Annotated in this window: 20 protein-coding genes; 8 read left to right on the forward strand and 12 right to left on the reverse strand. The window is 70.6% G+C overall.

All coding sequences use genetic code 11. The features are described from left to right. The first annotated feature begins 31 nt into the window (after positions 1 to 31). Together RC2_RS13990 and katG are read left to right on the forward strand one after the other, a co-directional pair. Positions 32 to 481 carry a Fur family transcriptional regulator gene (locus tag RC2_RS13990; RefSeq protein WP_068144709.1) on the forward strand — a complete coding sequence of 150 codons (450 nt, stop codon included), beginning with the start codon at positions 32 to 34 and terminating at the stop codon, positions 479 to 481. 29 nt (positions 482 to 510) lie between these two features. After that, the gene (katG, locus tag RC2_RS13995) at positions 511 to 2718 is read left to right on the forward strand and encodes a catalase/peroxidase HPI (protein WP_068144711.1); all 2208 of its coding nucleotides are present in this window, start codon (positions 511 to 513) and stop codon (positions 2716 to 2718) included. Between the two features lie 45 nt (positions 2719 to 2763). Here katG and RC2_RS14000 read toward each other — a convergent pair whose 3' ends face one another. From RC2_RS14000 to RC2_RS14015, 4 genes are all read right to left on the reverse strand, one after another. Continuing rightward, the gene (locus RC2_RS14000; RefSeq protein ID WP_068144715.1) at positions 2764 to 4119 is read right to left on the reverse strand and encodes a lipase family protein; all 1356 of its coding nucleotides are present in this window, start codon (positions 4117 to 4119) and stop codon (positions 2764 to 2766) included. A 27-nt stretch (positions 4120 to 4146) separates the two neighbouring features. Further along, positions 4147 to 5133 (reverse strand): ABC transporter substrate-binding protein, encoded by a 987-nt coding sequence (locus RC2_RS14005; RefSeq protein ID WP_068144719.1) that lies wholly within the window; start codon positions 5131 to 5133, stop codon positions 4147 to 4149. Positions 5134 to 5205: 72 nt separating this feature from the next. Then, positions 5206 to 6123 carry a TIGR03620 family F420-dependent LLM class oxidoreductase gene (locus RC2_RS14010; protein ID WP_068144721.1) on the reverse strand — a complete coding sequence of 306 codons (918 nt, stop codon included), beginning with the start codon at positions 6121 to 6123 and terminating at the stop codon, positions 5206 to 5208. A gap of 5 nt (positions 6124 to 6128) precedes the next feature. Further along, the gene (locus RC2_RS14015; RefSeq protein ID WP_068144724.1) at positions 6129 to 6623 is read right to left on the reverse strand and encodes an SRPBCC family protein; all 495 of its coding nucleotides are present in this window, start codon (positions 6621 to 6623) and stop codon (positions 6129 to 6131) included. A gap of 130 nt (positions 6624 to 6753) precedes the next feature. Between RC2_RS14015 and RC2_RS14020 the strand changes: the two genes are divergently transcribed. Then, positions 6754 to 7578, forward strand: coding sequence for an SDR family NAD(P)-dependent oxidoreductase (locus RC2_RS14020; protein WP_211266783.1), 825 nt, complete (start codon positions 6754 to 6756; stop codon positions 7576 to 7578). Position 7579: 1 nt separating this feature from the next. On the opposite strand, the gene RC2_RS14025 is transcribed toward RC2_RS14020, so the two are convergent. After that, positions 7580 to 8302, reverse strand: coding sequence for a Clp protease N-terminal domain-containing protein (locus RC2_RS14025; protein WP_068144727.1), 723 nt, complete (start codon positions 8300 to 8302; stop codon positions 7580 to 7582). 31 nt (positions 8303 to 8333) lie between these two features. Then, positions 8334 to 9845 carry a flavin-containing monooxygenase gene (locus RC2_RS14030; RefSeq protein ID WP_068144730.1) on the reverse strand — a complete coding sequence of 504 codons (1512 nt, stop codon included), beginning with the start codon at positions 9843 to 9845 and terminating at the stop codon, positions 8334 to 8336. 70 nt (positions 9846 to 9915) lie between these two features. Between RC2_RS14030 and RC2_RS14035 the strand changes: the two genes are divergently transcribed. Beyond that, positions 9916 to 10923, forward strand: coding sequence for an AraC family transcriptional regulator (locus tag RC2_RS14035; protein ID WP_072681536.1), 1008 nt, complete (start codon positions 9916 to 9918; stop codon positions 10921 to 10923). A 30-nt stretch (positions 10924 to 10953) separates the two neighbouring features. Here RC2_RS14035 and RC2_RS14040 read toward each other — a convergent pair whose 3' ends face one another. Together RC2_RS14040 and RC2_RS14045 are read right to left on the reverse strand one after the other, a co-directional pair. Next, positions 10954 to 11631, reverse strand: a complete 678-nt coding sequence (locus tag RC2_RS14040; RefSeq protein WP_068147797.1) for an SDR family NAD(P)-dependent oxidoreductase — start codon at positions 11629 to 11631, stop codon at positions 10954 to 10956. A gap of 1 nt (position 11632) precedes the next feature. Then, complete coding sequence (locus RC2_RS14045; protein ID WP_068147799.1) at positions 11633 to 12508, reverse strand: LLM class F420-dependent oxidoreductase; 876 nt, start codon at positions 12506 to 12508, stop codon at positions 11633 to 11635. A gap of 176 nt (positions 12509 to 12684) precedes the next feature. Here RC2_RS14045 and RC2_RS14050 point away from each other — a divergent pair, with 176 nt between their 5' ends. Continuing rightward, a complete protein-coding gene (locus tag RC2_RS14050) occupies positions 12685 to 14199 on the forward strand; it encodes an NAD(P)/FAD-dependent oxidoreductase (RefSeq protein WP_082895470.1) in 1515 nt (504 codons plus the stop codon). Between the two features lie 14 nt (positions 14200 to 14213). On the opposite strand, the gene RC2_RS14055 is transcribed toward RC2_RS14050, so the two are convergent. Beyond that, positions 14214 to 14669 carry a PaaI family thioesterase gene (locus RC2_RS14055; RefSeq protein WP_068147802.1) on the reverse strand — a complete coding sequence of 152 codons (456 nt, stop codon included), beginning with the start codon at positions 14667 to 14669 and terminating at the stop codon, positions 14214 to 14216. Positions 14670 to 14821: 152 nt separating this feature from the next. Continuing rightward, on the reverse strand, positions 14822 to 15514 hold the full coding sequence (locus RC2_RS14060) for a hypothetical protein (protein WP_072681538.1): 693 nt from the start codon (positions 15512 to 15514) through the stop codon (positions 14822 to 14824). Between the two features lie 205 nt (positions 15515 to 15719). Here RC2_RS14060 and RC2_RS14065 point away from each other — a divergent pair, with 205 nt between their 5' ends. Genes RC2_RS14065 through RC2_RS14075 form a run of 3 tightly spaced genes read left to right on the forward strand, consistent with a single transcriptional unit; the run spans position 15720 to position 19065 of the window. Further along, positions 15720 to 17138 carry a FecCD family ABC transporter permease gene (locus RC2_RS14065; protein WP_072681552.1) on the forward strand — a complete coding sequence of 473 codons (1419 nt, stop codon included), beginning with the start codon at positions 15720 to 15722 and terminating at the stop codon, positions 17136 to 17138. Next, positions 17135 to 18223 carry a FecCD family ABC transporter permease gene (locus RC2_RS14070; RefSeq protein ID WP_068147808.1) on the forward strand — a complete coding sequence of 363 codons (1089 nt, stop codon included), beginning with the start codon at positions 17135 to 17137 and terminating at the stop codon, positions 18221 to 18223. Before RC2_RS14065 ends, RC2_RS14070 begins: the two co-directional genes overlap by 4 nt. Beyond that, complete coding sequence (locus RC2_RS14075; RefSeq protein ID WP_068147810.1) at positions 18220 to 19065, forward strand: ABC transporter ATP-binding protein; 846 nt, start codon at positions 18220 to 18222, stop codon at positions 19063 to 19065. The genes RC2_RS14070 and RC2_RS14075 overlap by 4 nt, the downstream gene beginning before the upstream one ends. On the opposite strand, the gene RC2_RS14080 is transcribed toward RC2_RS14075, so the two are convergent. After that, entirely contained in the window at positions 19062 to 21677 is a 2616-nt protein-coding gene (locus RC2_RS14080; RefSeq protein ID WP_371828687.1) for a rhomboid family intramembrane serine protease, read from the reverse strand. The two genes, RC2_RS14075 and RC2_RS14080, sit on opposite strands and share 4 nt — an antisense overlap. After that, positions 21674 to 22972 carry an alpha/beta hydrolase gene (locus tag RC2_RS14085; RefSeq protein WP_068147813.1) on the reverse strand — a complete coding sequence of 433 codons (1299 nt, stop codon included), beginning with the start codon at positions 22970 to 22972 and terminating at the stop codon, positions 21674 to 21676. Before RC2_RS14085 ends, RC2_RS14080 begins: the two co-directional genes overlap by 4 nt. Positions 22973 to 23054: the final 82 nt, after the last annotated feature.

Below are 23054 nucleotides of genomic sequence, written 5' to 3' on the forward strand. Positions count from 1 at the left end.
GGTCCGCGTGACCACGACGACGTACACGGAGATGCTGCGCGGTGCGGCCCTTCGCGTCACCCGGCCCCGCCTGGCGGTGCTGGGAGCGGTTCACGACCATCCGCACGCCGACACGGAGACCGTGTTCGGAGCCGTCCGGGCCACCCTGCCCGGTGTCTCCCGGCAGGCCGTCTACGACGTCCTGCACGCTCTGACCGACAACGGCCTCCTCCGTCGGATCCAGCCGTCCGGTTCCGTCGCGCGTTACGAGACGCGAACCGGCGACAATCACCACCACGTCGTGTGCCGCGTCTGCGGCGCGATCGCCGACGTGGACTGCGCGGTGGGATCGGCTCCCTGTCTCACCCCGGCTTCCTCGCACGGGTTCACCGTCGACGAGGCCGAGGTCGTGTACTGGGGTCGGTGCGAAACATGTTCCGCTCAGCGTCATTCCGTGACACACACCAGTGAACAGCCCACACTCCGGAGGGGAATTTCGTGACCGAAGACCACGTCACTCGCGAAAAAGAGATGAACGAGCACCAGCCGCAGGACGGGGGCGCCGCCGAGGGCGGGAAGTGTCCGGTGATGCACGACCGGATGCCCACCCCGGTCGAGGGTGGCGGCAACCGTGAGTGGTGGCCGAAGTCCCTCAACCTCAAGATCCTCAAGAAGAACCCGGCCGTGGGCGATCCCATGGGCGAGGACTTCGACTACAAGGCCGAGTTCGAGTCCCTCGACCTGAACGCGGTCAAGGAGGACATCCGGGCGCTGATGACGCAGTCGCAGCCCTGGTGGCCCGCCGACTTCGGGCACTACGGCCCCTTCTTCATCCGCATGGCGTGGCACGCCGCGGGCACCTACCGCAAGCAGGACGGACGCGGCGGCGCCGGCTCCGGCATGCAGCGCTTCGCTCCTCTCAACAGCTGGCCGGACAACGCCAGCCTCGACAAGGCACGCCGTCTGATCTGGCCGGTCAAGCAGAAGTACGGCCGCAAGCTGTCCTGGGCCGACCTGATCGTGCTCACCGGCAACGTCGCCATCGAGGACATGGGTCTGCCGACCTGGGGCTTCGCCGGCGGCCGCGTCGACTCGTGGGAGCCCGAGGAGGACGTGTACTGGGGCCCCGAGCAGACCTGGCTGGGCGACGAGCGCTACTCCGGTGACCGCACGAGCCTCGAGAACCCCCTCGCCGCGGTCCAGATGGGTCTGATCTACGTCAACCCCGAAGGCCCCAACGGTGAGCCCAACCCGCAGCAGTCGGCCCTCGACATCCGCGAGACCTTCGGCCGCATGGCCATGAACGACGTCGAGACCGCCGCCCTGGCCGTCGGTGGCCACACCTTCGGCAAGGTGCACGGCGCCGCCGATCCCGACAAGTACGTCGGCGCGGAGCCCGAGGGTGCCCCCATCGAGCAGATGGGTCTGGGCTGGAAGAACAGCTACGGCACCGGCCACGGCGCCGACGCCATCACCAGCGGCCTCGAGGGCACGTGGACCCCGACGCCCACCAAGTGGGACAACACCTTCCTCGAGACGCTGTACGGCTACGAGTGGGAGGTCCACAAGGGACCGGGCGGCGCATGGCAGTGGCGTCCGAAGGACGGCGCCGGAGCCGACCTGGTTCCGGACCCGGCGGACCCGAACAAGCGCCACCAGCCGATGATGCTGACCTCCGACCTCGCGATGCGCGTCGATCCGATCTACGAGAAGATCACGCGCCGCTGGCTCGAGCACCCGGAGGAGCTGGCCGAGGAATTTCAGAAGGCCTGGTTCAAGCTGACTCACCGCGACATGGGACCGGTGTCCCGCTACCTCGGACCCGAGGTGCCGTCGGAGACCTTGCTCTGGCAGGACCCGATCCCGGCCGTCGATCACGACCTGATCGGTGAGGCGGAGATCGCCGAGCTGAAGTCGACGATCCTGAACTCGGAGCTCACCCCGACGCAGCTGATCAAGGCTGCCTGGGCCGCGGCGTCGTCGTTCCGCGGGTCGGACAAGCGCGGCGGCGCCAACGGTGGTCGCCTGCGTCTGCAGCCGCAGATCGGTTGGGAGGTCAACGAGCCGGACGAGATCGCACAGGTCGTCCGCGTGCTCGAGGGCATCCAGGAATCCTTCTCGGGCACCGTGTCGTTCGCCGATCTCGTGGTGCTCGGTGGCGTCGCCGCCGTCGAGCAGGCCGCGAAGGACGCGGGCGTCTCCGTCACCGTGCCGTTCACGCCGGGTCGCATGGATGCCACGCAGGAGGACACCGACGTCGACTCGTTCTCGGACCTCGAGCCGAAGGCCGACGGGTTCCGGAACTTCCTCGGCAAGGGTCAGCGTCTCCCCGCGGAGTACTCGCTGGTCGACCGCGCCAACCTGCTCACCCTCAGCGCTCCGGAGCTGACGGTGCTGGTCGGCGGCCTGCGCGTCCTCGGCGCGAACCACGGCGGCTCCACCCACGGTGTGTTGACGAACTCGGTGGGCACGCTCACCAACGACTTCTTCGTCAACCTGCTCGACATGGGCACCGAGTGGGTCCCGACCGCCGAGGAGGGCATCTACGAGGGCAAGGACGCGGCGACGGGCGAGGTCCGCTGGACCGGCACGCGCAACGACCTGGTGTTCGGCTCGAACTCCGAGCTGCGCGCCCTCGCCGAGGTCTACGCCTGCGACGACGCCAAGGAGAAGTTCGTCCGTGACTTCGTCGCGGCCTGGGACAAGGTCATGATGCTCGATCGCTTCGAGCTCGCCTGATCCGTCCGGATCGCGGTCACGCGACCGACAGCGGCGCCCCCGTACTCACCGAGTGCGGGGGCGCCGCCGTGTGTGCGAACGAATGGGCCGGCGCAGCAGCGCGCGCACGAGCGTCGACGCCATCGAGCCGTACCCCGCGACGCTCGGCCGTTGCGTCGCGATCGAGAACACCGTCGTCGTGGTCCCCGGCCCCGGCGGTCGGCCGGCGACACGATCCGCGAGCCAGGCGAGAGACAACGGCACCGACAGCGGCAGCAGCGTGACGTGCTCGCTGGTGCGGTCGCGCAGATACTCCACCGACGCGCCCGCGTCGCGATACCGCTGCACCTGACCGTCCACGTCGTCGACGGCGATGATCTGATCGTGCGTCGCCTGCACCACGAGCATCGGGAAGTCGGGAGCCGTGCCGCCGGGTCGGATCTCGTCGAAGATCGCCACCATCTCCGGCAGAGCCACCAGCTCCGTGAGCGGCAGTGTCGTGTGGCGCTCGAAGTCGTAGCCGCGTAGCCGTACGAGGGCCGCCATCGTGGTCATCCGCTCGACCGAGGTCAGGATCTCGAGACCCTCCGCGGTCACGTACCGGTGCAACAGCCGGTCGAAATCCGGGTAGGTGCGACGCAGTCCGGCCACCACCAGAATCGGCAGAGCGGCGTACGGAGTTCCGTTGAGCCGCAGGAACGCCGACGCCGGGTCACCCACCGGCGAGCCGAGCACCGCCCCCACGACGTGGAGTTCCGGCGCGTGCTCCGCGACGCCCTCGGCGGCCCAGGACGACGCCAGTCCCCCACCGGAGTATCCCCACAGCGCCACCGGGGTGTCGGCCGCCGAGGCGGCGCGCTCGAAGGACAGGGTCGCCCGGACGGCGTCCAGCGTGCAGTACCCGGGTTCGGAGGGTGCGCCCCAGTGACCCTCCGCCCCTTCGTGATCGGGGATGGTGACGGTCCATCCCAGGCGCACGGCGTGCAGGGCCAGCAGGAACTCGAACTGCGGTACCGACCCGCGGGCGTGGGCATGCCACCGCAGGGCGTAGGACGGGAAGGACCGACCGGATACCGCGTCGATGGCGCACTGGTACGACAGCAGGGGCCGGCCGCCGGCGCTGCCCCGGCCCGAGTCGGCCGGGAGCAGCACCGTGGTGACACTCACGTGCGGACGGTTCTCCAGGTCACGGGTCCGAAACAGCAACTGCCAGGCGTCGATTCGCTGCCGCAGCCGCCCGAAGAGCGCCAGACGCACCGGCCGCGTGCGCAGCACGGTTCCGCACGCCGCGTTCTCCCAGCCGTCGGGCGCGGTGTAGAACGGGTCCCGCTCCGGCGGGGTCACAGGACCTTCCGACCATTCCTCCGCCACCCACGGTTCCGCGGTGGCATCCTCCGGCTCGACCGGTCGTGGCGCTGTCATGGTGACTGTGTACCCCGGGACGTCGACCTAGCCCTCGACGGTGCCCACGACGGTCGAGGGATCGTCGTCCGTCGCGCGGGCCAGCGGCGGCACCAGGGCGTCGACCGCGTACGGCAGGGACAGCGGCGAGGCGAACCCGAGCGCAGCCGGGACGTCGGTCCCGAACGTGCCGGTGTACACGGTGCGGTCGTCCCGAACGACCGGCAGGCTCTGCAGCAGAGCGTCGTTCGCGACGTCCTCGCGATCGACCCCCAGGAGGACGAGGGTGTCCTGGTTCAGCAGGTCGTAGCGCTCCGGACTCACCGTGCCCGTGGTCTCCGGCGTGACGAAGCCGAGGTCGGTGAAGAAGCGGTTGCGGGGGTCCCCGGCCTCGAGAATGTAGAACGTGCCGTCGAGGTACAGCGCCACGGCGGCGGTGCGGCCGGCGAAGGACGGGTTCTCGGACGTGGCCGTGGCGAACGACTGCTCCACCTTCTCGCGAGCGGCGTCCGCCTCCGCCGTCCGCCCCAGAGCCGTGCCGTAGGCCGCGAGTTGATCGCGCCACCCCGGCGTCTCCTCACCGTCCGCCCCGGGAATGTCGCCGACGGTGGTGGCGATGCGGCCGAGCTGCTCGTACTGCGACGGTTCGAGGTAGGCGTAGGTGGCCATGATGAGATCCGGCGACGCGGCCGCCACGCCCTCGAGGTCGAGCGTGTCGCTGCCGACCTCGGGAATGTCGGCGCCCGCCAGCTGATCCTGCGCCCAGGGACGGGTGCGGTACTCGTAACCGGTGAACCCACGGGTGGCCACGGGCGTCACCCCGAGGGCGAGCGCGAAGTCCTGGTCGTTGTACCCGGCGGTGACGACACGCTCCGGAGCCGACTCGACGGTGACCGTGCCGAACTTGTCGGTGACCTGCGCGGGGAACGCGCCGTTCGACGCGGCCGCGGTGCCACCGTCGTCACCCTGACTGCACGCAGCGGTGCCGAGCAGCAGAACCGCGGCGGCGGCGGAGAGAGCGACGGTGTGGCGCATGCGGGGCCTTTCGACGGAACGACGGGTCGAGGTAAGGCTAACCTCACGGATGCGACGCGTCGTCGCCGGTGCCTAACCCAGCTCGAGCGCGGCGGCGAGGCGGCGCCAGTCGTCGGCCGGCGGCACGGCCATCGACTCCCCCAGCACCTGCAGCAGCACCGTCGTCGCCCCGGCGTCGAGGTGCTCGCGGACTCGGCGCACGGTGGCCTCGAGCCCGCGGGTGACCATGGCCTCGGCGAGGCGGTCGCTGCCCCCGCGGACGAAGTCCTCCTCACCGAAACCCAGTCGCGCCCAGTTGTTCCGGTAGTTCGGCAGGCCGGTGTAGATGTTCAGATGCGCATGCGCGCGCTCGCTCCAGACGCTCTCGTCGGCGTCCGCTGCCGGGTCCACCACGGCAGCCTGCTCGACGATCAGCCGGGGCCGGCTCGAGTGCCCGGCGTCCAGGATCTCGCGTGCGGTCGCCGTGTGCTCGGGCGTCACGAGGTACGGGTGCGCGCCCGCCGTCCGGTCGCGGGAGAGCTCGAGCATCTTCGGGCCGAGCGCCGCCAGGACCCGCGGGGCGTTCGCCTCCTCCCCCGCCACGGCGGCCGGCGCCGCGTCGAGCGCGTCCAGGTAGTCCCGCATCGCCGCGACGGGCTTGCCGTACAGGTGGCCGCGCATCCGTTCGACCAGGGGCGCGTGCGAGACGCCGAGCCCGAGGACGAACCGTCCCCCGGACGTCGCGTGCAGGGTGCGGGACGCGGACGCGGTCGCCACGGCGTCGCGGGCGTAGATGCTGGCGATACCGGTTCCCACCTCGAGTCGCTCGGTCGCCGACAGGTAGAGCTGGGCCGCGGTGAGCGCCTCGCGCCCGTACGCCTCGCCGAACCAGAGGGACTGCCACCCCTGGCCCTCGATCTCGCGCGCGACGTCCTGCGCCTCTCGCGCCGGGACGCCGTCGAGCGTGCCGGTCCAGAGTCCGATGGTGGGGCGAGGGTCCGGTGTCGTCATGGACCTCAGTGTGCCCCGCCGCGCTCGAGGACGACCCGGAGGCGACCAAGTGTGGCCTCGATGTTGGCGGTGTTGCCCGCGGCCCGGTCCCGCACGCCGGTCGCGAGGCCGCCGAGCCCGACGAACCACGACGGCCGCCGGTCCCACATCCGCTCGGTCACCAGGGTGCCGCCGTCCGGCGCGGGGTCGAGGTCGTAGCGCCAGTGCGCGATCGGCACGACGCCGCGGGGGCCGTAGTCCACGTCGAACGCGAAGGCCCGGCCGGCGTCGACGTCGGTGACCGTGCAGCGGGTCGACCAGCGACGCACACCGTTGCGGTTGTGTCCGCGGAACACCGCCCCCGGCGCCGCTCGCGTGCCGGAGACCCACTCCATCGAGTCGGCCTCGACGGCGATCGACGCCAGTCCGGCCAGATCCGTCAGGACGGCGAACACCGCGTCCGGGGCGGCCCGGACCGTGGTGGATCCGGAGGCGAGCGCGGGGCCGGTCGGAGTGGGCACGGGCCGAGCCTAGGCGACCGGTCGCTCCGTCGTTCGAGAGTCGGCAGTGTCGTCCAGAGTCAAGAAGGGTTCCACTCGGTCGGGCACTGTGGAGCGTCGACCGTGTCGCCACCGACCCTCAGGAGAGCTCGTGCCGAAGTTGCCCCCGTTCCGTTTCCCCGGTTCCGTCGCGCTGGTCACCGGCGCCGCCAGCGGCATGGGCGAACAGATGGCCTACGAACTGGCCCGTCGCGGAACGGATCTGGTGATCCTCGACCGTGACGGCGAGCGTCTCGCCGATGTCGAGAGAGCGCTGCGCGCGCAGTCGCCCGGCCGGTCCGTCGACGCGGTCGTGGCCGACCTGTCCGACCTCGACTCCCTGGGTGTGGTGCTCGACGGCATTCTCGAGCGGCACCCCCGCATCGACCTGTTGATCAACAACGCCGGCATCGCGTTCGGTGGTTCGTTCGAGCAACTCAGCGCCAAGGACTTCGACGCTGTGATGACCATCAACTTCACGGCGCCCGTGGACATCACCCGCCGCCTCCTGCCCACCCTGCGCCGGTCCCCCGGTGCGCACATCGTGAACATCTCCTCGCTGTTCGGCATCGTCGCCCCGCCCGGGCAGTCGGCCTACTCCTCGAGCAAGTTCGCGATCCGCGGGTTCACCGAGAGCCTGCGCCACGAGCTGGCCGGACACATCGGCGTCACGTCGGTCCACCCGGGCGGCATCAAGACGCGCATCGCCGAGACCGCCGGCAGCGCGGCCGGCGCCACCGAGAAGGAGATCGCCGACGGGAAGGCGACGTTCGCGCGGCTGTTGACCTACCCCGCCGACAAGGCGGCCCTGCGGATCCTCGACGGCGTCGAGAAGCGCAAGGGCCGGGTGCTCATCGCGGCGACCGCGTTCGGCGTGGACGCGCTCGCCCGGTTGTTCCCCGCGTCGTACTACGCGGTGATGCGCCGCGGCATGTGAGTCACGAGAGGTCGAGAGCGGCGACGAGGTCGGCTTCCACCCGCGCCTTGTCCACTCCCAGCGACGTGAGCAGACCGTCGCCGTTCTCGTTCTCCAGGAGTGCGAGCAGCACGTGCTCCGTGCCGACGTAGTCGTGTCCGAGGCGGAGCGCCTCGCGGAAGGTGAGTTCCAGAGCCTTCGTGGCCGCGGCGTCGAAGGGGATCAAGGGCCCGCGATCCGCGTCGGGATCGACGGTAGCCTCGGCCGCCGCGAGGGCGGCATCGCGGATCGCCTCCGCGGACGGCCCCTGCGCACACAGGAAGCGGTACCCCAGCGATTCCGGTTCCGCGAGCAGCCCGAGCACGAGGTGCGCCGGGGTGATCTCGGTCGATCCGAGCCGGTGCGCCTCGTTCTGCGACACGACCACCACGTTGCGTGCCCGCGGCGTGAAGCGAGCGAAGCCCTCACTCGCATCCATCGGGGCGTCACCCGACGCCTTGGAGACGAACTTCTTCTGCGCGGCCTGCTTGGTGACGCCCATGCTCCTGCCGATGTCCGCCCACGAGGCGCCGGACCGGCGCGCCTGGTCGACGAAGTGACCGATCAGGTGATCGGCCACCTCGCCGAGGTGGTCCGCCAGAACCATGGCGTTGCTCAGCCGGTCGAGCGTGTCGGGGTGGGTCGACGTGATCGCCTGGATCAGATCGTCGAGGCGAACGTGGGTGACCGGTGCCGGAGTCGTCATACGTCAACGATAAGTTGACGATCCCAACCCGTCAACTGGCAGTTGACGCTCCCACGCGCACACGACGCGGCGTCCCCTTCAACGTCTTGCTCAGGTCCCCTCGCAGCGTCGTGAGGCTGTCCAGCACGTAGTTCTGCCGCACCTGCCAGGGACCACGGTCCCCCTGGCGCGGGAAGGCGTCGATGGAGCGCTGGACGTACCCCGACTGCAGATCGAGCAGCGGACGTTCCTCGAGCGGGCCGTCGGGCGTGGGAACCACGGCGCCGAAGCCGCGCTTGTCCATGAACCCCAGAACGCGGCACACCAACCGGTGGGTGATGTCGGCGCGCAGCGTCCACGACGCGTTGGTGTAGCCGATGCAGATCGCGAAGTTCGGCACGCCCGTCATCATCGCGCCCTGCCAGACGAACTGCTCGGACAGCGTCACCGGTACGTCGTCGACGCACAGTTCGATGCCGCCGAACGCCAGGAGCTGTAGGCCCGTCGCGGTGACCACGATGTCCGCCGGCAGCGTCGTCCCCGACACCAACCGGATGCCGTCGGCCTCCACCCGCTCGATGCGGTCGGTCACCACCGACGCCTTCCCCTTCTTCATCGCCCGGAACAGATCGGCGTCGGGGACCGCGCAGAGGCGCTGGTCCCAGGGGTTGTACTCGGGAGTGAAGTGCTCGGCGACGAGCTTCTCGTCCTTCAGGATGCGGGTCGAGAGGTTGGTCAGCAGCGTCCGCGCGGCCTGCGGACGGCGGCGGCAGAACTGGTAGAACGCCGTCGAGAAGGCGATGTTCTTGAGCCGAATGACGGTGTGCGCCAACTGAGCCGGAAGATACTTGCGCAGCGTGTCGGCGCGCTTGTCCCGGCCCGGCACAGCGCTGATCCACGTGGGGCTGCGCTGGAGCATGGTGACGTGCTCGGCGTCCGGCGCCATGGACGGCACCAGGGTCACCGCGGTGGCCCCACTGCCGATGACCACGACTCGCTTGCCCGTCCAGTCGAGATCCTCGGGCCAGAACTGCGGATGCACCACGTCGCCGCCGAAGGAGTCGAGACCGGGGATGTCCGGGTCGTACCCCTTGTCGTAGTCGTAGTAGCCGGCGCAGCTGTAGAGGAACGTGCACGTGAGCGTCTCGGAGCGGGTGTCGCCCTGCTCGTCGGTGACCTGCAGGTCGAGCGTCCACAGTGAGTCCGCGGTGGAGAAGTTCGCGCCCACCACCTTGGTGCCGAACCGGATGTGGCGGTCGATGCCGAACTCGCGCGCCGTCTCGTGGATGTAGTCGAGGATCGATGCCCCGTCGGCGATGGACTTCGCGTCACGCCAGGGCTTGAACTGGTAGCCGAGTGTGTACATGTCGGAGTCCGACCGCACCCCCGGGTAGCGGAAGAGATCCCACGTGCCACCGATCGCCTGTCGCGCTTCCAGAATCGCCCAGGTCTTGTCCGGGTGCTCGGTGGACAGGCGGTATCCCGCGCCGATGCCGGACAGTCCGGCTCCGACGACGACGACGTCGAGATGGCGGGCGTGGTCGCGCTCGGTGGAGGAGGTCATGGCGTCCAGTCTCCCGACTGCTCGTCACCGGCGCTTGACTTCACGCGACAAGTCCTTGACTCTGTGCGACATGCCCGCCATCCGATCGGCCGGACTTCGCGGGTTCCGCGCCGCGGTCGCGGAACTCGGCGGCGACGCCGAGGCCTTCGCGCGCGCCGCCGGCCTGCCGGTGGCCGCCCTCGACGCCGACGACCTGCTGGTCGAGGACGTCGCGATGGCCGCCACCCTCGACGTGGCGGCGACTGCACTGCGGTGCCCCGACCTGGGACTGCGCATCGCCCGCCGACAGGACCTCGGAATGCTGGGTCCGCTCGCCCTGGCCATCCAGAACTCGTCCACCGTCGGCGAGGCGCTCGAGTGCACCGAGCGGTACCTCTTCGTGCACGCGCAATCCCTCTTCCTCGCCGTGGAGGAGGATCCCTACGGCGTCCCGGGGGTGGTGGCCCTGCGCTACGGCACGAAGCCGGGCGTGATCGCGCCGATCCAGGGCACCGATCTCGGACTGGGCTTCCTGCACCGCGCGACCGTCGCCCTCGTCGGCGGTCCCTACGGGCTGCGGTCGGTGGAACTGCCGTACGACCCGCCCGCTCCCCTCGAGGTCTACGAGCGGTTCTTCGGTGTCGCCGTCCGCCCCGGCCGAGCCGCGGCGCTGTTGCGGATACCGGCCACCCTGGCCGCACGACCGCTGCACGGCGGCGACGACGCGCTGCGCCGCCTGGCGTTGGCGTTCCTCGCACAGTCCGGTCCGGGCGGGGGCCCCGAGGTCTCCCCGCGCGTCCGCGCCATCGTCGGCCAATCCCTCGGCACCGGTGTACCGACCGTGTCGGGCGCCGCGCACCTGCTCTCGATGCACCCGCGGACCCTCCAACGTCGACTGGCCGACGAGGGCACGTCGTTCGGAGCGATCCTCGACGACGCGCGACGGGACGAGGCGCGGCGCTACCTCACCACCACCGACCTGCCGATGACGCAGATCGCCGCCGCCGTCGGGCTGGCCGAGCAGTCGACCTTCACCCGAGCCTGCCGCCGCTGGTGGGGCCGGACGCCGACGGACGTGCGACGGCGCGGCGCGCCCTGACGGGCACGGCGCGGCGCGCCCTGACTCGGATCAGCCGAACTCGGTCGACGACACGTCGGTCTCGTCTCCGGTGATGGCGGCGACGATGCGGTCGGCCACCACGTCGGGGTCCAGACCCTCCGGCATCCGCGGCGCCTCGCCGGCCACCGGACGCGTCGCGAGGCCGGTCTCGGTGTGCGGCGGTCGGACGTCCACGATGCGAATCTTCCGCCGTCGGGCTTCCGGACGCGCCGCCGCGAGGAACGCGCCGATCCCTGCCTTCGACGCGCTGTACGCGGCCATGCCTCCGACGGGCTTCTCGGCCACGACGGCACCGAGATTGACCACCACGCCGCCGTCCCCCACTGCGCCGAGCGCGGCTCGGACCAGCCGCAGCGGCGCGAGGAGATTGACCAGCAGCAGGTCGTCGACGGTGTCGTCGTCGACCTCGGCCGCCGGGCCGAAGGCGACCACACCGGACGCGATCACCACCCCGTCGAGACGGCCGGCCTGCTCGGCGGCCTCGGCAACGAACCGTCCCGGCACGGTGGGGTCGATCAGGTCGCCCGCGAGCACGTGCGCCTCGGTGCCGCCCACCTCGGCGAGCCGGTCGGCGTCGCGGCCGGCCAGGGACACGGACGCGCCCGCCTCGACCAAGCGACGGGCGATGCGCGACCCGAGCGCGCCGGAGGCGCCCACGACCAGGAAGTGCTTGCCGTTCGGATCCATGTCAGTTCCCCATCTCGGCGAGCGGCGTCACGGCGGCGGCCGTCGCGGCGCGGGCCCACGCGGCGGGGTCGTCCCCGTGCGGGTTCAGACAGACCGTGTCGATGCCCATCGCGGCGTAGGTCTCCATCTCCCGAAGGAATCCGTCACGGTCGGCGACGGGGTCGAGCGAGGAGATGATGGTCTTCTCGATCTCGTCGGGGTTTCGGCCCTCCCGCTCGCAGTGCTCCCGGAGCACGGCGAGCTTGTGGGCGACGGTGTCGCTGTCCGCCGCGAACAGGTTGCAGAGCGAGGCGTAGCGCGCGACGAACGCGAGGGTCTTCTTCTCCCCCGACCCGCCCACCATGATCGGCGGAGCCGGTGCCTGCAGCGGTCGGGGTTCGCAGATGGTCTCCTCGAGCGAGTAGTGCGTGCCGCGGTACGGACCGTCGTCGTCGCTCCACATCTGTCGAACGATCTGCAGGGTCTCCTCGAGCCGCTCGAACCGCTCCTTCATCGCTGGGAACGGGACGCCGAGGCCCTTGTGCTCGCGCTCGTACCAGGCGGCGCCGATGCCGAGCATCGCGCGGCCGCCCGAGAGCACGTCCAGCGTGGTGACGGTCTTCGCGAGCAACCCGGGATGCCGGTACGTCACTCCCGTCACCAGCAGGCCGAGCCGGATCGACTCGGTCCGGCCGGCGAGGAACCCCAGGCCGGTGTAGCCCTCGAGCATCGGGTCCTGCGCGGTGGCGAGGTTCTCCATCTGGAACCAGTGATCCATGAGCGTGAAGAGCGTGCACCCGCCGTCCTCGGCGGCGCGGGCGGTGTCCGACAGCAGAGTCGCCGTGGCGGCCGCACCGCCCGGGTAGGAGAAGTAGGGGTAGTGGACGGCGAGTTGCACGGCCGATCCTCTCGTCAGGCGGTCACCGAGTGTGCCCGGTCACCGATGCTTCGGTCACACCGGAGCGTACGGACGAGTCGGATCGGGAACCCCCTCGTCGGGCTCGCGTGAACCCTGTCGGCACGGAAGACTAGCGTTGAGCCGTACACCGGACCTTTTTTCTAGGAGCGATACACATGAGCGAGACGATCGAGAAGAAGCGCCACCACGTCGTCGTCATCGGTTCCGGCTTCGGTGGCCTGTTCGGCACGCAGGCGCTCAAGCGCGCCGACGTCGACGTCACGCTCATCGCCCGCACCACTCACCACCTGTTCCAGCCCCTGTTGTACCAGGTGGCCACCGGAATCCTGTCCGTCGGCGAGATCGCCCCGGCCACCCGCGTCATCCTGCGCAAGCAGAAGAACGCCGAGGTGCTGATGGGTGACGTCGAGCGCATCGATCTGTCGAACAACACCGTCACGTCGCGGCTGCTGGAGCGGGAGACGGTGACCCACTTCGACAGCCTGATCGTCGCGGCCGGCGCGCAGCAGTCGTACTTCGGCAACGATCACTTCGCCGAGTTCGCCCCCGGCATGAAGACCATCGACGACGCTCTGGAGCTGCGTGGCCGCATTCTCGGTGCGTTCGAGCAGGCCGAGCTGTCCTCCGATCCCGCCGAGCGGGAACGTCTCATGACGTTCGTCGTGGTCGGCGCCGGCCCCACCGGTGTGGAGCTCGCGGGTCAGATCTCCGAGCTCGCCACCCGCACGCTCGACGGCGCGTTCCGCAACATCGACGCGCGCGACGCCAAGGTGGTCCTCCTCGACGCCGCTCCCGCCGTGCTGCCGCCGATGGGCAAGAAGCTGGGCGAGAAGGCCGCGAACCGCCTCCGCAAGCTCGGCGTGGACATCCAGCTGAACGCGATGGTCACCGGGGTCGACAACGACGGCATCACCGTCAAGGACAAGGACGGCAGCGAGCGCCGCATCGAGGCGCAGTGCAAGGTCTGGTCGGCCGGCGTGCAGGCGAGCCCGCTCGGGAAGCAGCTCGCCGAGCAGTCCGACGGCACGGAGGTCGACCGCGCCGGCCGCGTGATCGTCGAGCCCGATCTCACGGTCAAGGGCCACCCGAACGTCTTCGTCGTGGGCGACATGATGTCCGTGCCGGACGTCCCGGGCATGGCGCAGGGTGCCATCCAGGGCGCGCGCTACGCCGCCAAGGCGATCAAGGCGGGCCTCGACGGGCAGGAGCCGAGCAAGCGCAAGCCGTTCTCCTACTTCGACAAGGGCTCGATGGCCACCGTGTCGCGCTTCAGCGCGGTCTGCAAGGTGGGCAAGCTCGAGTTCGGCGGCTTCATCGCCTGGGTTGCCTGGCTCGGCCTGCACCTGTTCTACCAGGTGGGATACCGCAATCGGCTCACCACGGTCATCTCGTGGTTCGTGACGTTCCTCGGCCGCGGACGCGCTCAGATGGCGTCCACGGAACAGCAGGTGTTCGCGCGCCTCGCCATCGAGCAGCTCAACTCGCTGGAGAAGGAGAACCGCATCGACGACGCGGCCCTCCCCACGCGCACCATCGACGCCAACTCCGCGGCGGGACGTCGGGATGCCAAGGCCGATGCCGATTCCGAGGGCCGACGCAAGCAGGTCGACAGCACGGAGAAGCGCGCAGCGTCCGGGGCGTCCCCGACCAGCGCCGAACGCGCGGGCTGACCGGGGACGGGTGATCAGCGCCCGATGCTGCCCGTGTCGGCGATGTTCTGCAGGCGGACCTGACCGCGCGCGATCGGGCGGCTCTGCTCGTCGGTGATGGTGACGAGCCAGAGCTGTTGCGTGCGCCCTCGGTGGATCGGGGTGGCCTCACCGGTCAGAGTCCCCTCCCGCGCGGCGCGGAGGAAGTCCGTGGAGTTGGACACTCCCACCACGTGACCCTGCTCGAACCACAGGCCGGCCCCGGTGCTGGCCAGCGATTCCACGACGGCGCAGTGGACTCCGCCGTGCACGATGCCGAAAGGCTGGAGCAGTTCCGGTCGCACCTCGTACGTCGCCGTCACTCGGTCGGGGCCCAGGTGGGCGAAGCGCAGTCCCAGCAGCTTGCCGAAACCGGTGTCGAGCAGAGCAGCCATGTCCGGGCTCACGCCGTCGTGCGACGAGCGGGGAGCATCGGGGTCGGTGGGGGTCATCGGCTCAGTCAATCAACCGTGGTGTAGCGGATGCACGGTGGGCCTCGCGAACGTCACTGTTCGCGAGGCCCACCGGGGCGCGGACCGGGTGTCACTGCAGCCCTCAGGACTCCGCTCGATCCGACGTGTCGAACTATATAGGACAGGCTGCCCTAAGTCATGCGTATCGATCCGGTCCGCACCGGGATACCGATGTCCGTGAACGCGTCGAGCAGCAGCTGACCGCGGCGCCACCCCACCTCGGGGTCGACGGCGCCCAGGTGCGGAACCCGCACCGACGCGCCCAGCACGGAGTCACCGACGATGCGGCCGACGGCGTCCGCGTCGATCGGGCCGCGCGTCGACAACCCGCGCGTCACCACGTCCAGGGATCGCGAGGCGCGGTGCGCCGTCCAGGCCGCGAGCGACCGTTCGCACGGCAGGGACACCACCCCGGCACGCCCCGCGGGTGAGCCGGTGTCGCGCAGCACGACGTCCCACACCCCGACCCAGTCGATACCGCAATCGCTGTCGACGTGGACCCAGAGGTTCTCCGGACCCGGGTCCCACACCCGACCGACGCCGACGAAGGACGCCGCGACCCGACCGACCACACAGTGGACGAGATCGGCGGCGACTCCGAGTACGGCCTGCGCCGGGTCGCCGCGGTCCGCCATCGCCCTGGCCTGCAGGGCGGCGAAGCGGCCCGACGACTCGCCGGCTGTCAACGCCCACCATCGGCGCTTGGTCTGGTGACGCATGTCGGCCACCGCGTACACCCGAGGAGCGACGGGGTCGAGGTCACGCAGCCACGACATGGCCCGATCGAACTCCCCCGCCACTCCGACCTCGTCGACGACGGTCATCGCCCACCTCCGTTCGTGAATTGAGGTAAGCCTAACCTGACGACCGATGCTCCAATGGGGTGGGACCCGTCACAGACCCGAGACGGCCGTCGAGGGCGATGCGCAGGACTATGGTTAGGCTTGCGTAACCCCGATCCGCGACCGCGCGTCACCCGACCGACGACCAGGAGGCACCGTGTCCGAGCGCACCGCTCGCGTCTCGACGCTGCCCTCCGATCGTGACTACGCCACCCTCGACCGTCGGCCGCCCGGGCCCGCGCCACGGCTGCTCGCGATCGCCGTCGACGTCGCCCTGCCCGCCCTTCCCCTGTTCATCGGCGCCGTCGTCGTCCGCTCGCTGACCGACGCCAACGGTGGAGGCGAGATCGACCGGGCCGTGTTCGCGTCGCTCGCGATGCTGAGCGCCGTCGGCATCGCCTGGTGGAACCGCGGCCTCCGGGACGGACGGGCCGGACAGAGCGTCGGCAAGACCATGGCCGGACTCGTTCTCCGCGACCGAGACCATCACGGCGCCATCGGCACTCGCGCGGCCTTCCGCCGCGACGGACGCGCGGCGGAGGTGGTCCGCGCGGAGGTCGCGGTCGCCGACGGCTTCACCGCGATCCCGCCCGACACCTCGTCCGCCGCGACGCGGCGACGCCGCACGGGCGGGCTGCTCGTCCTCGCGGTCGCGCTGGTGCTGGTGATCGCCATGTCCATCGCCGTCGGCGCCCGCCCACTGACCTTCGCCGAGATCGCACACGCCCTGGTCGGCTCGACCGGGACGGACACCGACGTGATCGTGCGGTCGCTCCGTCTGCCGCGCACGGCACTCGGTCTGCTGGTCGGCATCGCCCTGGGCGTCGCGGGAGCCCTGATCCAGGGCCACACCCGCAACCCTCTCGCCGACGCGGGACTGCTCGGACTCAACGCGGGCGCGGCGTTCTTCGTCGTGATGGCCATCTACCTCGTCGGCATCACCTCCCCCGGCGGGTACCTCTGGTTCGCCTTCGCCGGCGCCGCCCTCGCGAGCGTCGTGGTGTTCGGCAGCGCATCCATCGGCGGTGGTCGGGCCAATCCCCTGTCCCTGGCGCTCGCGGGTGCCGCCGTGGCGTTCTTCCTGCAGGCGCTGACCAACGCGGTGGTTCTGCTCGATCAGGCGACGCTCGACAGCTACCGCTTCTGGATCGTCGGGTCCGTCTCGGGCCGCGGTATCGACATCTTCTGGACGGTGCTCCCGTTCGTCCTCGCCGGACTGGTCGTCGCCGCGGCCGGGTCGCCGGCGCTGAACACCATCGGACTCGGCGACGACGTCGCCCGCTCCCTCGGCACGAACATCGCGCTGACCCGGACCGCGGGCATCGTCGCGATCACCCTGCTCACCGGCGCCGCCACCGCGGCCTGCGGACCCATCGCCTTCGTCGGCCTGGTGGTCCCGCACATCGCGCGATCCATCGTCGGACCCGACTACCGCTGGATCGTGCCCTTCTCCGGCGCACTGGGCGGGTTGCTGCTCCTCGTCGCCGACGTCGTCGGGCGTGTCGTCGTGCGTCCCGGCGAACTCCAGGTCGGCATCGTGCTCGCCCTGATCGGCGGGCCGTTCTTCATCGCCCTCGTCCGGCGCCGGAAGCTGGTGGCGCTGTGAGTGCCCCGGGGACCACGACGCCCGAGACGCGGGTCGCGGGGCGCCCGGCGTTCCGGATCGGCCGGTTCTCCACGGTGCGTCGCCCCACCCGGGTGCTGATCACGCTGGCCGTCACCGCGGCGCTGTTCCTGCTCTTCTGCCTGAACATCGGCCGCGGCGACTACCCCCTGTCCATCCCGGACGTGGTGAACGTGCTGCTCGGCGGTGGCTCGCGCATCGAACGGTTCGTCGTGACCGAGCTGCGGCTGCCGCGGGCCCTCACGGGTGCCCTGGTCGGCGCGGCGCTGGCCGTCGCGGGTGCGGTCACCCAGTCGATCACCCGGAACGCGCTCGCGAGCCCCGACATCCTGGGCATCACCTCGGGCGCCAGTGTCGCCGCGGTCGCGCTGATCGTGCTGGGCGGCACCGGAACCGCCGTCGGAGTCCTGGCCACTCTCGGCACCTCCACCGCGGCCCTGGTGGGCGCCTTCCTGACGGCGGCGCTGATCTACGTCTTCGCCTGGCGCGGCGGAGTGGAAGGCATGCGGTTGGTGCTCATCGGCATCGCCATCAATGCCATGAACATCGCCCTGATCGGGTGGCTGCTGGTCAGCGCCACCATCACCGACGTCACCCGCGCGCAGTTGTGGCTCACCGGCACGCTGGCGGGCGCGACCTGGACGCAGGTGTGGCCGGTCCTCGCCGTCGTCGTCGTCCTCGGTACCGCCACACTGGCGCTGTCCTTCCGCCTGAACGCCATGCGTCTCGGCGGGGACACCGCGCGCTCCCTGGGCGTGAACGTGCAGCGCTCGCAGGCCGCGCTGCTCGTGGTCGCCGTCGCCCTGGCCGCCGTCGCGACCTCCGTCGCCGGACCCATCGGCTTCGTGGCGCTGGCCGCCCCGCAGATCGCTCTGCGCCTGACCCGCTCACCGGAGCCGCCGATCGTCGCATCGGCGCTGACCGGCGCGGCGATCGTGGTGGGGTCCGACCTCGTCGCCCGGACGATCCTGCCGGCGGAACTGCCGGTCGGCATCGTCACCTCCGCCCTCGGCGGACCGTTCCTGCTGTATCTGATGATCAAGGCCAATCGAAAGGCGTCGGTATGAGCGCTTCCCCTCTCGCGCACGAGCATCGCCTCGCCGCCGACGGCATCTCGGTCGGCTACGGCGACCGGGTGGTGATCGACGGACTCGACCTCGCGGTGCACACCGGTGTCATCACCACCGTCATCGGGCCCAACGGCTGCGGGAAGTCGACCCTGCTGCGCGCGCTGGGTCGGCTGCTCACCCCGCGGACCGGGCAGGTCACGCTGGACGGCAAGGCGATCGGCAGCATGAAGACCCGCGACGTCGCGCGGACCCTCGGCGTCCTGCCGCAGTCCCCGATCGCCCCCGAGGGACTGACGGTGGCCGATCTCGTGGCCCGTGGGCGCCACCCGCACCAGTCGTGGATCCGGCAATGGTCCCGCGACGACGAGGCCGAGGTGGCGCGGGCGCTCGAGCTGACGGGCATCGAGGAACTGGCGGAGCGGCCGGTCGACCAGCTCTCCGGTGGGCAGCGTCAACGCGCGTGGATCTCCATGGCCCTCGCGCAGGGCACCGACGTGCTTCTCCTCGACGAGCCCACGACCTATCTGGATCTCGCGCACTCCATCGAGGTCCTCGACCTCGTCGACCGGATGCACGACGAGATGGGCCGCACCGTGGTGATGGTGCTGCACGATCTGAATCTCGCCATCCGCTACAGCGACCGCCTCGTCGTGATGCACGAGGGGTCCATCGTCGCGTCCGGGACCCCGGCCGAGGTGATCTCGGAGAAACTCCTGCTCGAGGTGTTCGGGCTCGCTGCCGCCGTCATCGACGATCCGGTGTCGGACCGTCCCCTGGTGGTACCGATCGGAACGCGCCACGTCCGCGACCGGCGCCCCGCCGAGGACACCCGTCCCTAGCGGTCCATCATCGTGCGCACCAGCCGCACGCTCTGCGCGATCGAGACGTCCGGCAGGTAGGCACGCCCGATGGCGTTGCCGATGCTCGGCAGGGCCGCCGGATCCGGGAACGTCATGTACATCGGCTCGTACACGGGCTGGAACTTCGACTTGAACGCGAGCAGCGACCGGAAGCCGTAGACCGGCTCCAGGGTGCGTCCGACGACGTCGAGCAGCCGCTCGAGCATCGTCGACAACGTCGTCGCCTGCGGACTGTCCTCGGTGGGATCACCGACCTTGGCCAACGGTGCCCCCGACAGGCTGAGGAACTCCGCGCCCTCCTCCTGCAGCGACAGTGCGGCCGAGGCGATGAGGAATTCCATCGCCGGACGGAACCCCTCGGATCGGCGCCGCATGAAGTCGAGCGTCCAACCCACCACCACGCCGTCGCGGTGGACCGGCATCCACGACGTGACGCCGTGCACGGTGCGGTGCTCGTCGATGGCCACCAGGCAGCGCACCGCGGGGTCGTCGACCTCGTCCAGCCCGCCGAGGGTGAACCCCATCTCGGGCATCCCCTTGTCCGCGACCCACTCCTCCGAGATCGCGGTGATCTGATCGGTCACCGCCAGCGGCGCGGTGGGGAACGAGATCCACTCGGCCTCGACCCCGGCCTTCTTGGCGCGGTTGACCGCGGTGCGCACGTCCTGGAACTTCTTGCCGGTGAAGGCCAGATCCTTCAGCGGCAACACGGTCTCCTCGCCGACCTGGATGCTTTCCCACCCGAGGTCCGACGTGATCGCCGCGGCGTGGGGCGTGACCGAGTAGAAGCAGGGCGACCATCCGTTGGCAGCGGCGTACTCGGCGAACCCCACGATTGCCGACCGGCGGTCGGCCGGCGGCCCGACGGGGTCCCCGGTGGTCAGCGCGACGCCCGAGATCACCCGGAACGCGACGTAACTGCGCCCGTCGTCGGTGAACCAGTACCGGTTCCCGCGCCAGGTGGTCATCCAGGACAGGGCACTGCCGCTCGACGCACGGAGCACATCGCGCGCCAGCTCGGCCGCGTCGGAATCGACACCGTAGGTGACACGGGAGAACGAGGCGGCCGTGAGGACGACGAGGACCAGCCAGAAGGCGATGCCGGTCCATTCGTAGAGCAGGGTGGTGGCTCCGCTGTTCGGGAGGAAGGGCGCGTCGAACCACTGCAGCAACACGGGCGGGACGAGTCGCTGGGGGTAGTCGAGCAGCAGCGCGACGACCGACGGGTCGCCGTCGAAACTGCGCCGGATCCACGTGCCCACCAGGACGTAGAGCACGCCGAGCCCGACGGCGGTGGCGGCGACGACGGTCCACAGTCCGCGGTAGGTACCGCGCGGCGCGGCGACGTCGAAGCGCCGGCGAGTCGCGACGAGAAGCGCGAGCACCAGTACCGGTACCACGAACGGCACGACCGAACGGTAGAGCGTCGGCTCGGCGGTGCCGTAGAAGATGGTGTCGTTGTCGTCGACGAAGCGGATGAGGACGTTGGCGGCGGCCAACACCACCAGGGCCGCCTGCGCGACGACGGCGGCGATCCAGGCGAAACGTCGCCCGCGGCGCAGTCCGTCGGCCAGCACCAGGAGATAGACGGACGGCAGCACGCTGGCCACCACGGGGCCGACGCCACCGAGACGCAGGTCGAGCAGCCCCCGGCGGCAGTCGGCCGACGTCTGATCCGCGGCGCAGACCAGGTTGACCTCGTCGACCGTCCACGGCTGACTGCGGAACAACTCACGCAGAACCGCCAGGGGTCCGACGGCGTTCGGGGAGAACGCCGCGATCATCGGTCCGAGCGCACTGGCGGCGACGACCAGGGCCACCAGCACGCGCTCCTCGCGCCGCGTGCCCGCCAACCGCGCACCCCGCGGGGACCGGCCGATCACGAGCGGCCCGACCACCGCGCCCACCGCCACGGTCGCCAGTGCCATGACGTCGCCGAGGTGCCCACCGAACAGGGCCAGCACCGCGGTGAAGGCCACCAGGCCGACCCGGATGCGTCGTCGCCACAGGGTGGTGGCCGACGCGCTCGCGGCCATGAGGGTGCCGAGGATCCACGCGAAGGGTCCGGAGAAGACGCCGAGATGCAGTTGGAAACCCCACGCCTCGTCGAGCACCTGCGCAGCCGCCGCGAACGCGAGCGCCACCACCGATCCGCCCACCTGCGTGAGCACCGCCACCACCGCGAATCGCCGCGAGCCGAGCCGCTGCTCGGTGGGTGCCGCGACCGCGAGAAGGAGAACGGTCGAGGCGATCGCCGCGAGCCACCCCACGACCACGACGCCCGAGGTCAGCGGGGTCCACAGCCGCAGGTTCTCGATCGGCACGATGCCGAGGGCCAGATGGTGGTCGACGAAACTGCGCACGCTCCGAGTGGTGAGCATGCCGACCACGAAGACGCCCCACATGATCGCGAGGACGGCCAGCGTCACCGGCGCGCGCCGGGCACCGTCGCGCACGGTCGGTACCGCGCGGCCCACCTGCCGCGTGATCGACGTCCGGAGGCGACGCAGGGTGGACGGGGGCGAGTCGGCCGGCGCCTCGACCGTCGGCGCGGCGGGCTCGGTGCTGCCGGTGTTCGGGGTGGCGTTCACGCGGTGATTCCTGTTCTGGTTCCCAGCCACCCGATCTCGCGTCGGAGGCCTTCGGACCACGTCTGGTAACTGTGCCCACCGGGCACCTCGAGGTACTGCACGTCCATCCCCGCCGCACGCGCGGCGGCCACCAACTGCGCGGCGTACCCCTTGTACTCCGGATCGTCGGCACCCACGACGAACACGCCGGCGGACCCGTCGTAACGCCGGGTGGCCATGAGGTTCATCGGGTTGACGGCCTCGAACGCCGCTTCGCTTCCGCCGAACGCCGCGTCGAGCGTGCGTTGCTTGTCCCCCAACGTCGGCTCGAGCTGTCCCGACAGGACGAGGAACGTGGGATAGACCTGCGGGAAGTTCGTCGCCATCTGCAGAGCGCAGGTGCCGCCGTAGGACAGTCCGCCGACGGCCCAGGACGTCGGGTCGGGGTCGATCTGCAGGGTGGCGCGTACCCAGGTCGGCACGTCCGTCGAGAGATACGTCGCGACGTTGCCGAGAGGCGAGTCGACGCAGAGCGGGTTGGCGACGGCGCTTCCGGTCGCGTCGGCGACCACGACGACGGGCGCGAGTCCGCCGTGATCCGCGGCGTACGCGTCCATCGTCTGGACCAGTCGGCCACCGGTGAGCCAGTCGTCCGGGGCACCGGGCTGACCCGCCAGGAGGACCAGGACGGGGAGCAGCGGACGGCGCGGAGCGAAGTACGCGGGCGGCAGGTAGACCTGCGCGTTGCGCGCCGCGAACCCCGAGGCGGTGCCCGGGATCGGCGTGTCGAGGATGCGACCCCCGGACGGCAGATCCGGCGGCGGAGTCCAGACGGACTCGAGCGGCGAGCCGGTGATCGGGTCGGACGACCGGTCCGTCGCCTCGTCGAGTCCGACCTGCTCGGCGGCGTCGAGCCCCAGGGCACTCCCGAGTGTCGGGTAGGCCGCGAAGACGAGGTTGACCTGCAGCGCGGCGGTGGCCACCACGACGACGGTCGCGAGCACGGCGAGGACCTTCGTCCACCATCGGCGTGCGGCGACGACTCGCGGGATCAGCAACAGCAGACCCAGCAGCCCCACACCGATCCAGACGTAGACCGCGATCTGGATGGGGTCCGGAAATCCCCGCCAGATCTTCTCGACGACGACCCAGCCGACGGCGGTGAGCGCGACCGCGGCGAGCACGCAGATCGGCACCGACCGCAGGAGGTGGCGACGACTGCGCGAGACCACCAGGACGACCAGCCCGACCACGCCGACGGACGTCACGACGGTGGGGAGCGGTCCACTGACCAGCGAGGTGTCGAGGAGGGCCACCGCGTCACAGTAGCGCCGTCCCGCCCCACCGCGTTCGGTTCACCACCCGCGGCTCGACGCGCCCTACTACACCCCGTAATAC

Source organism: Rhodococcoides corynebacterioides NBRC 14404, from assembly GCF_001894765.1.
Taxonomy (GTDB): Bacteria; Actinomycetota; Actinomycetes; order Mycobacteriales; family Mycobacteriaceae; genus Rhodococcoides; species Rhodococcoides corynebacterioides.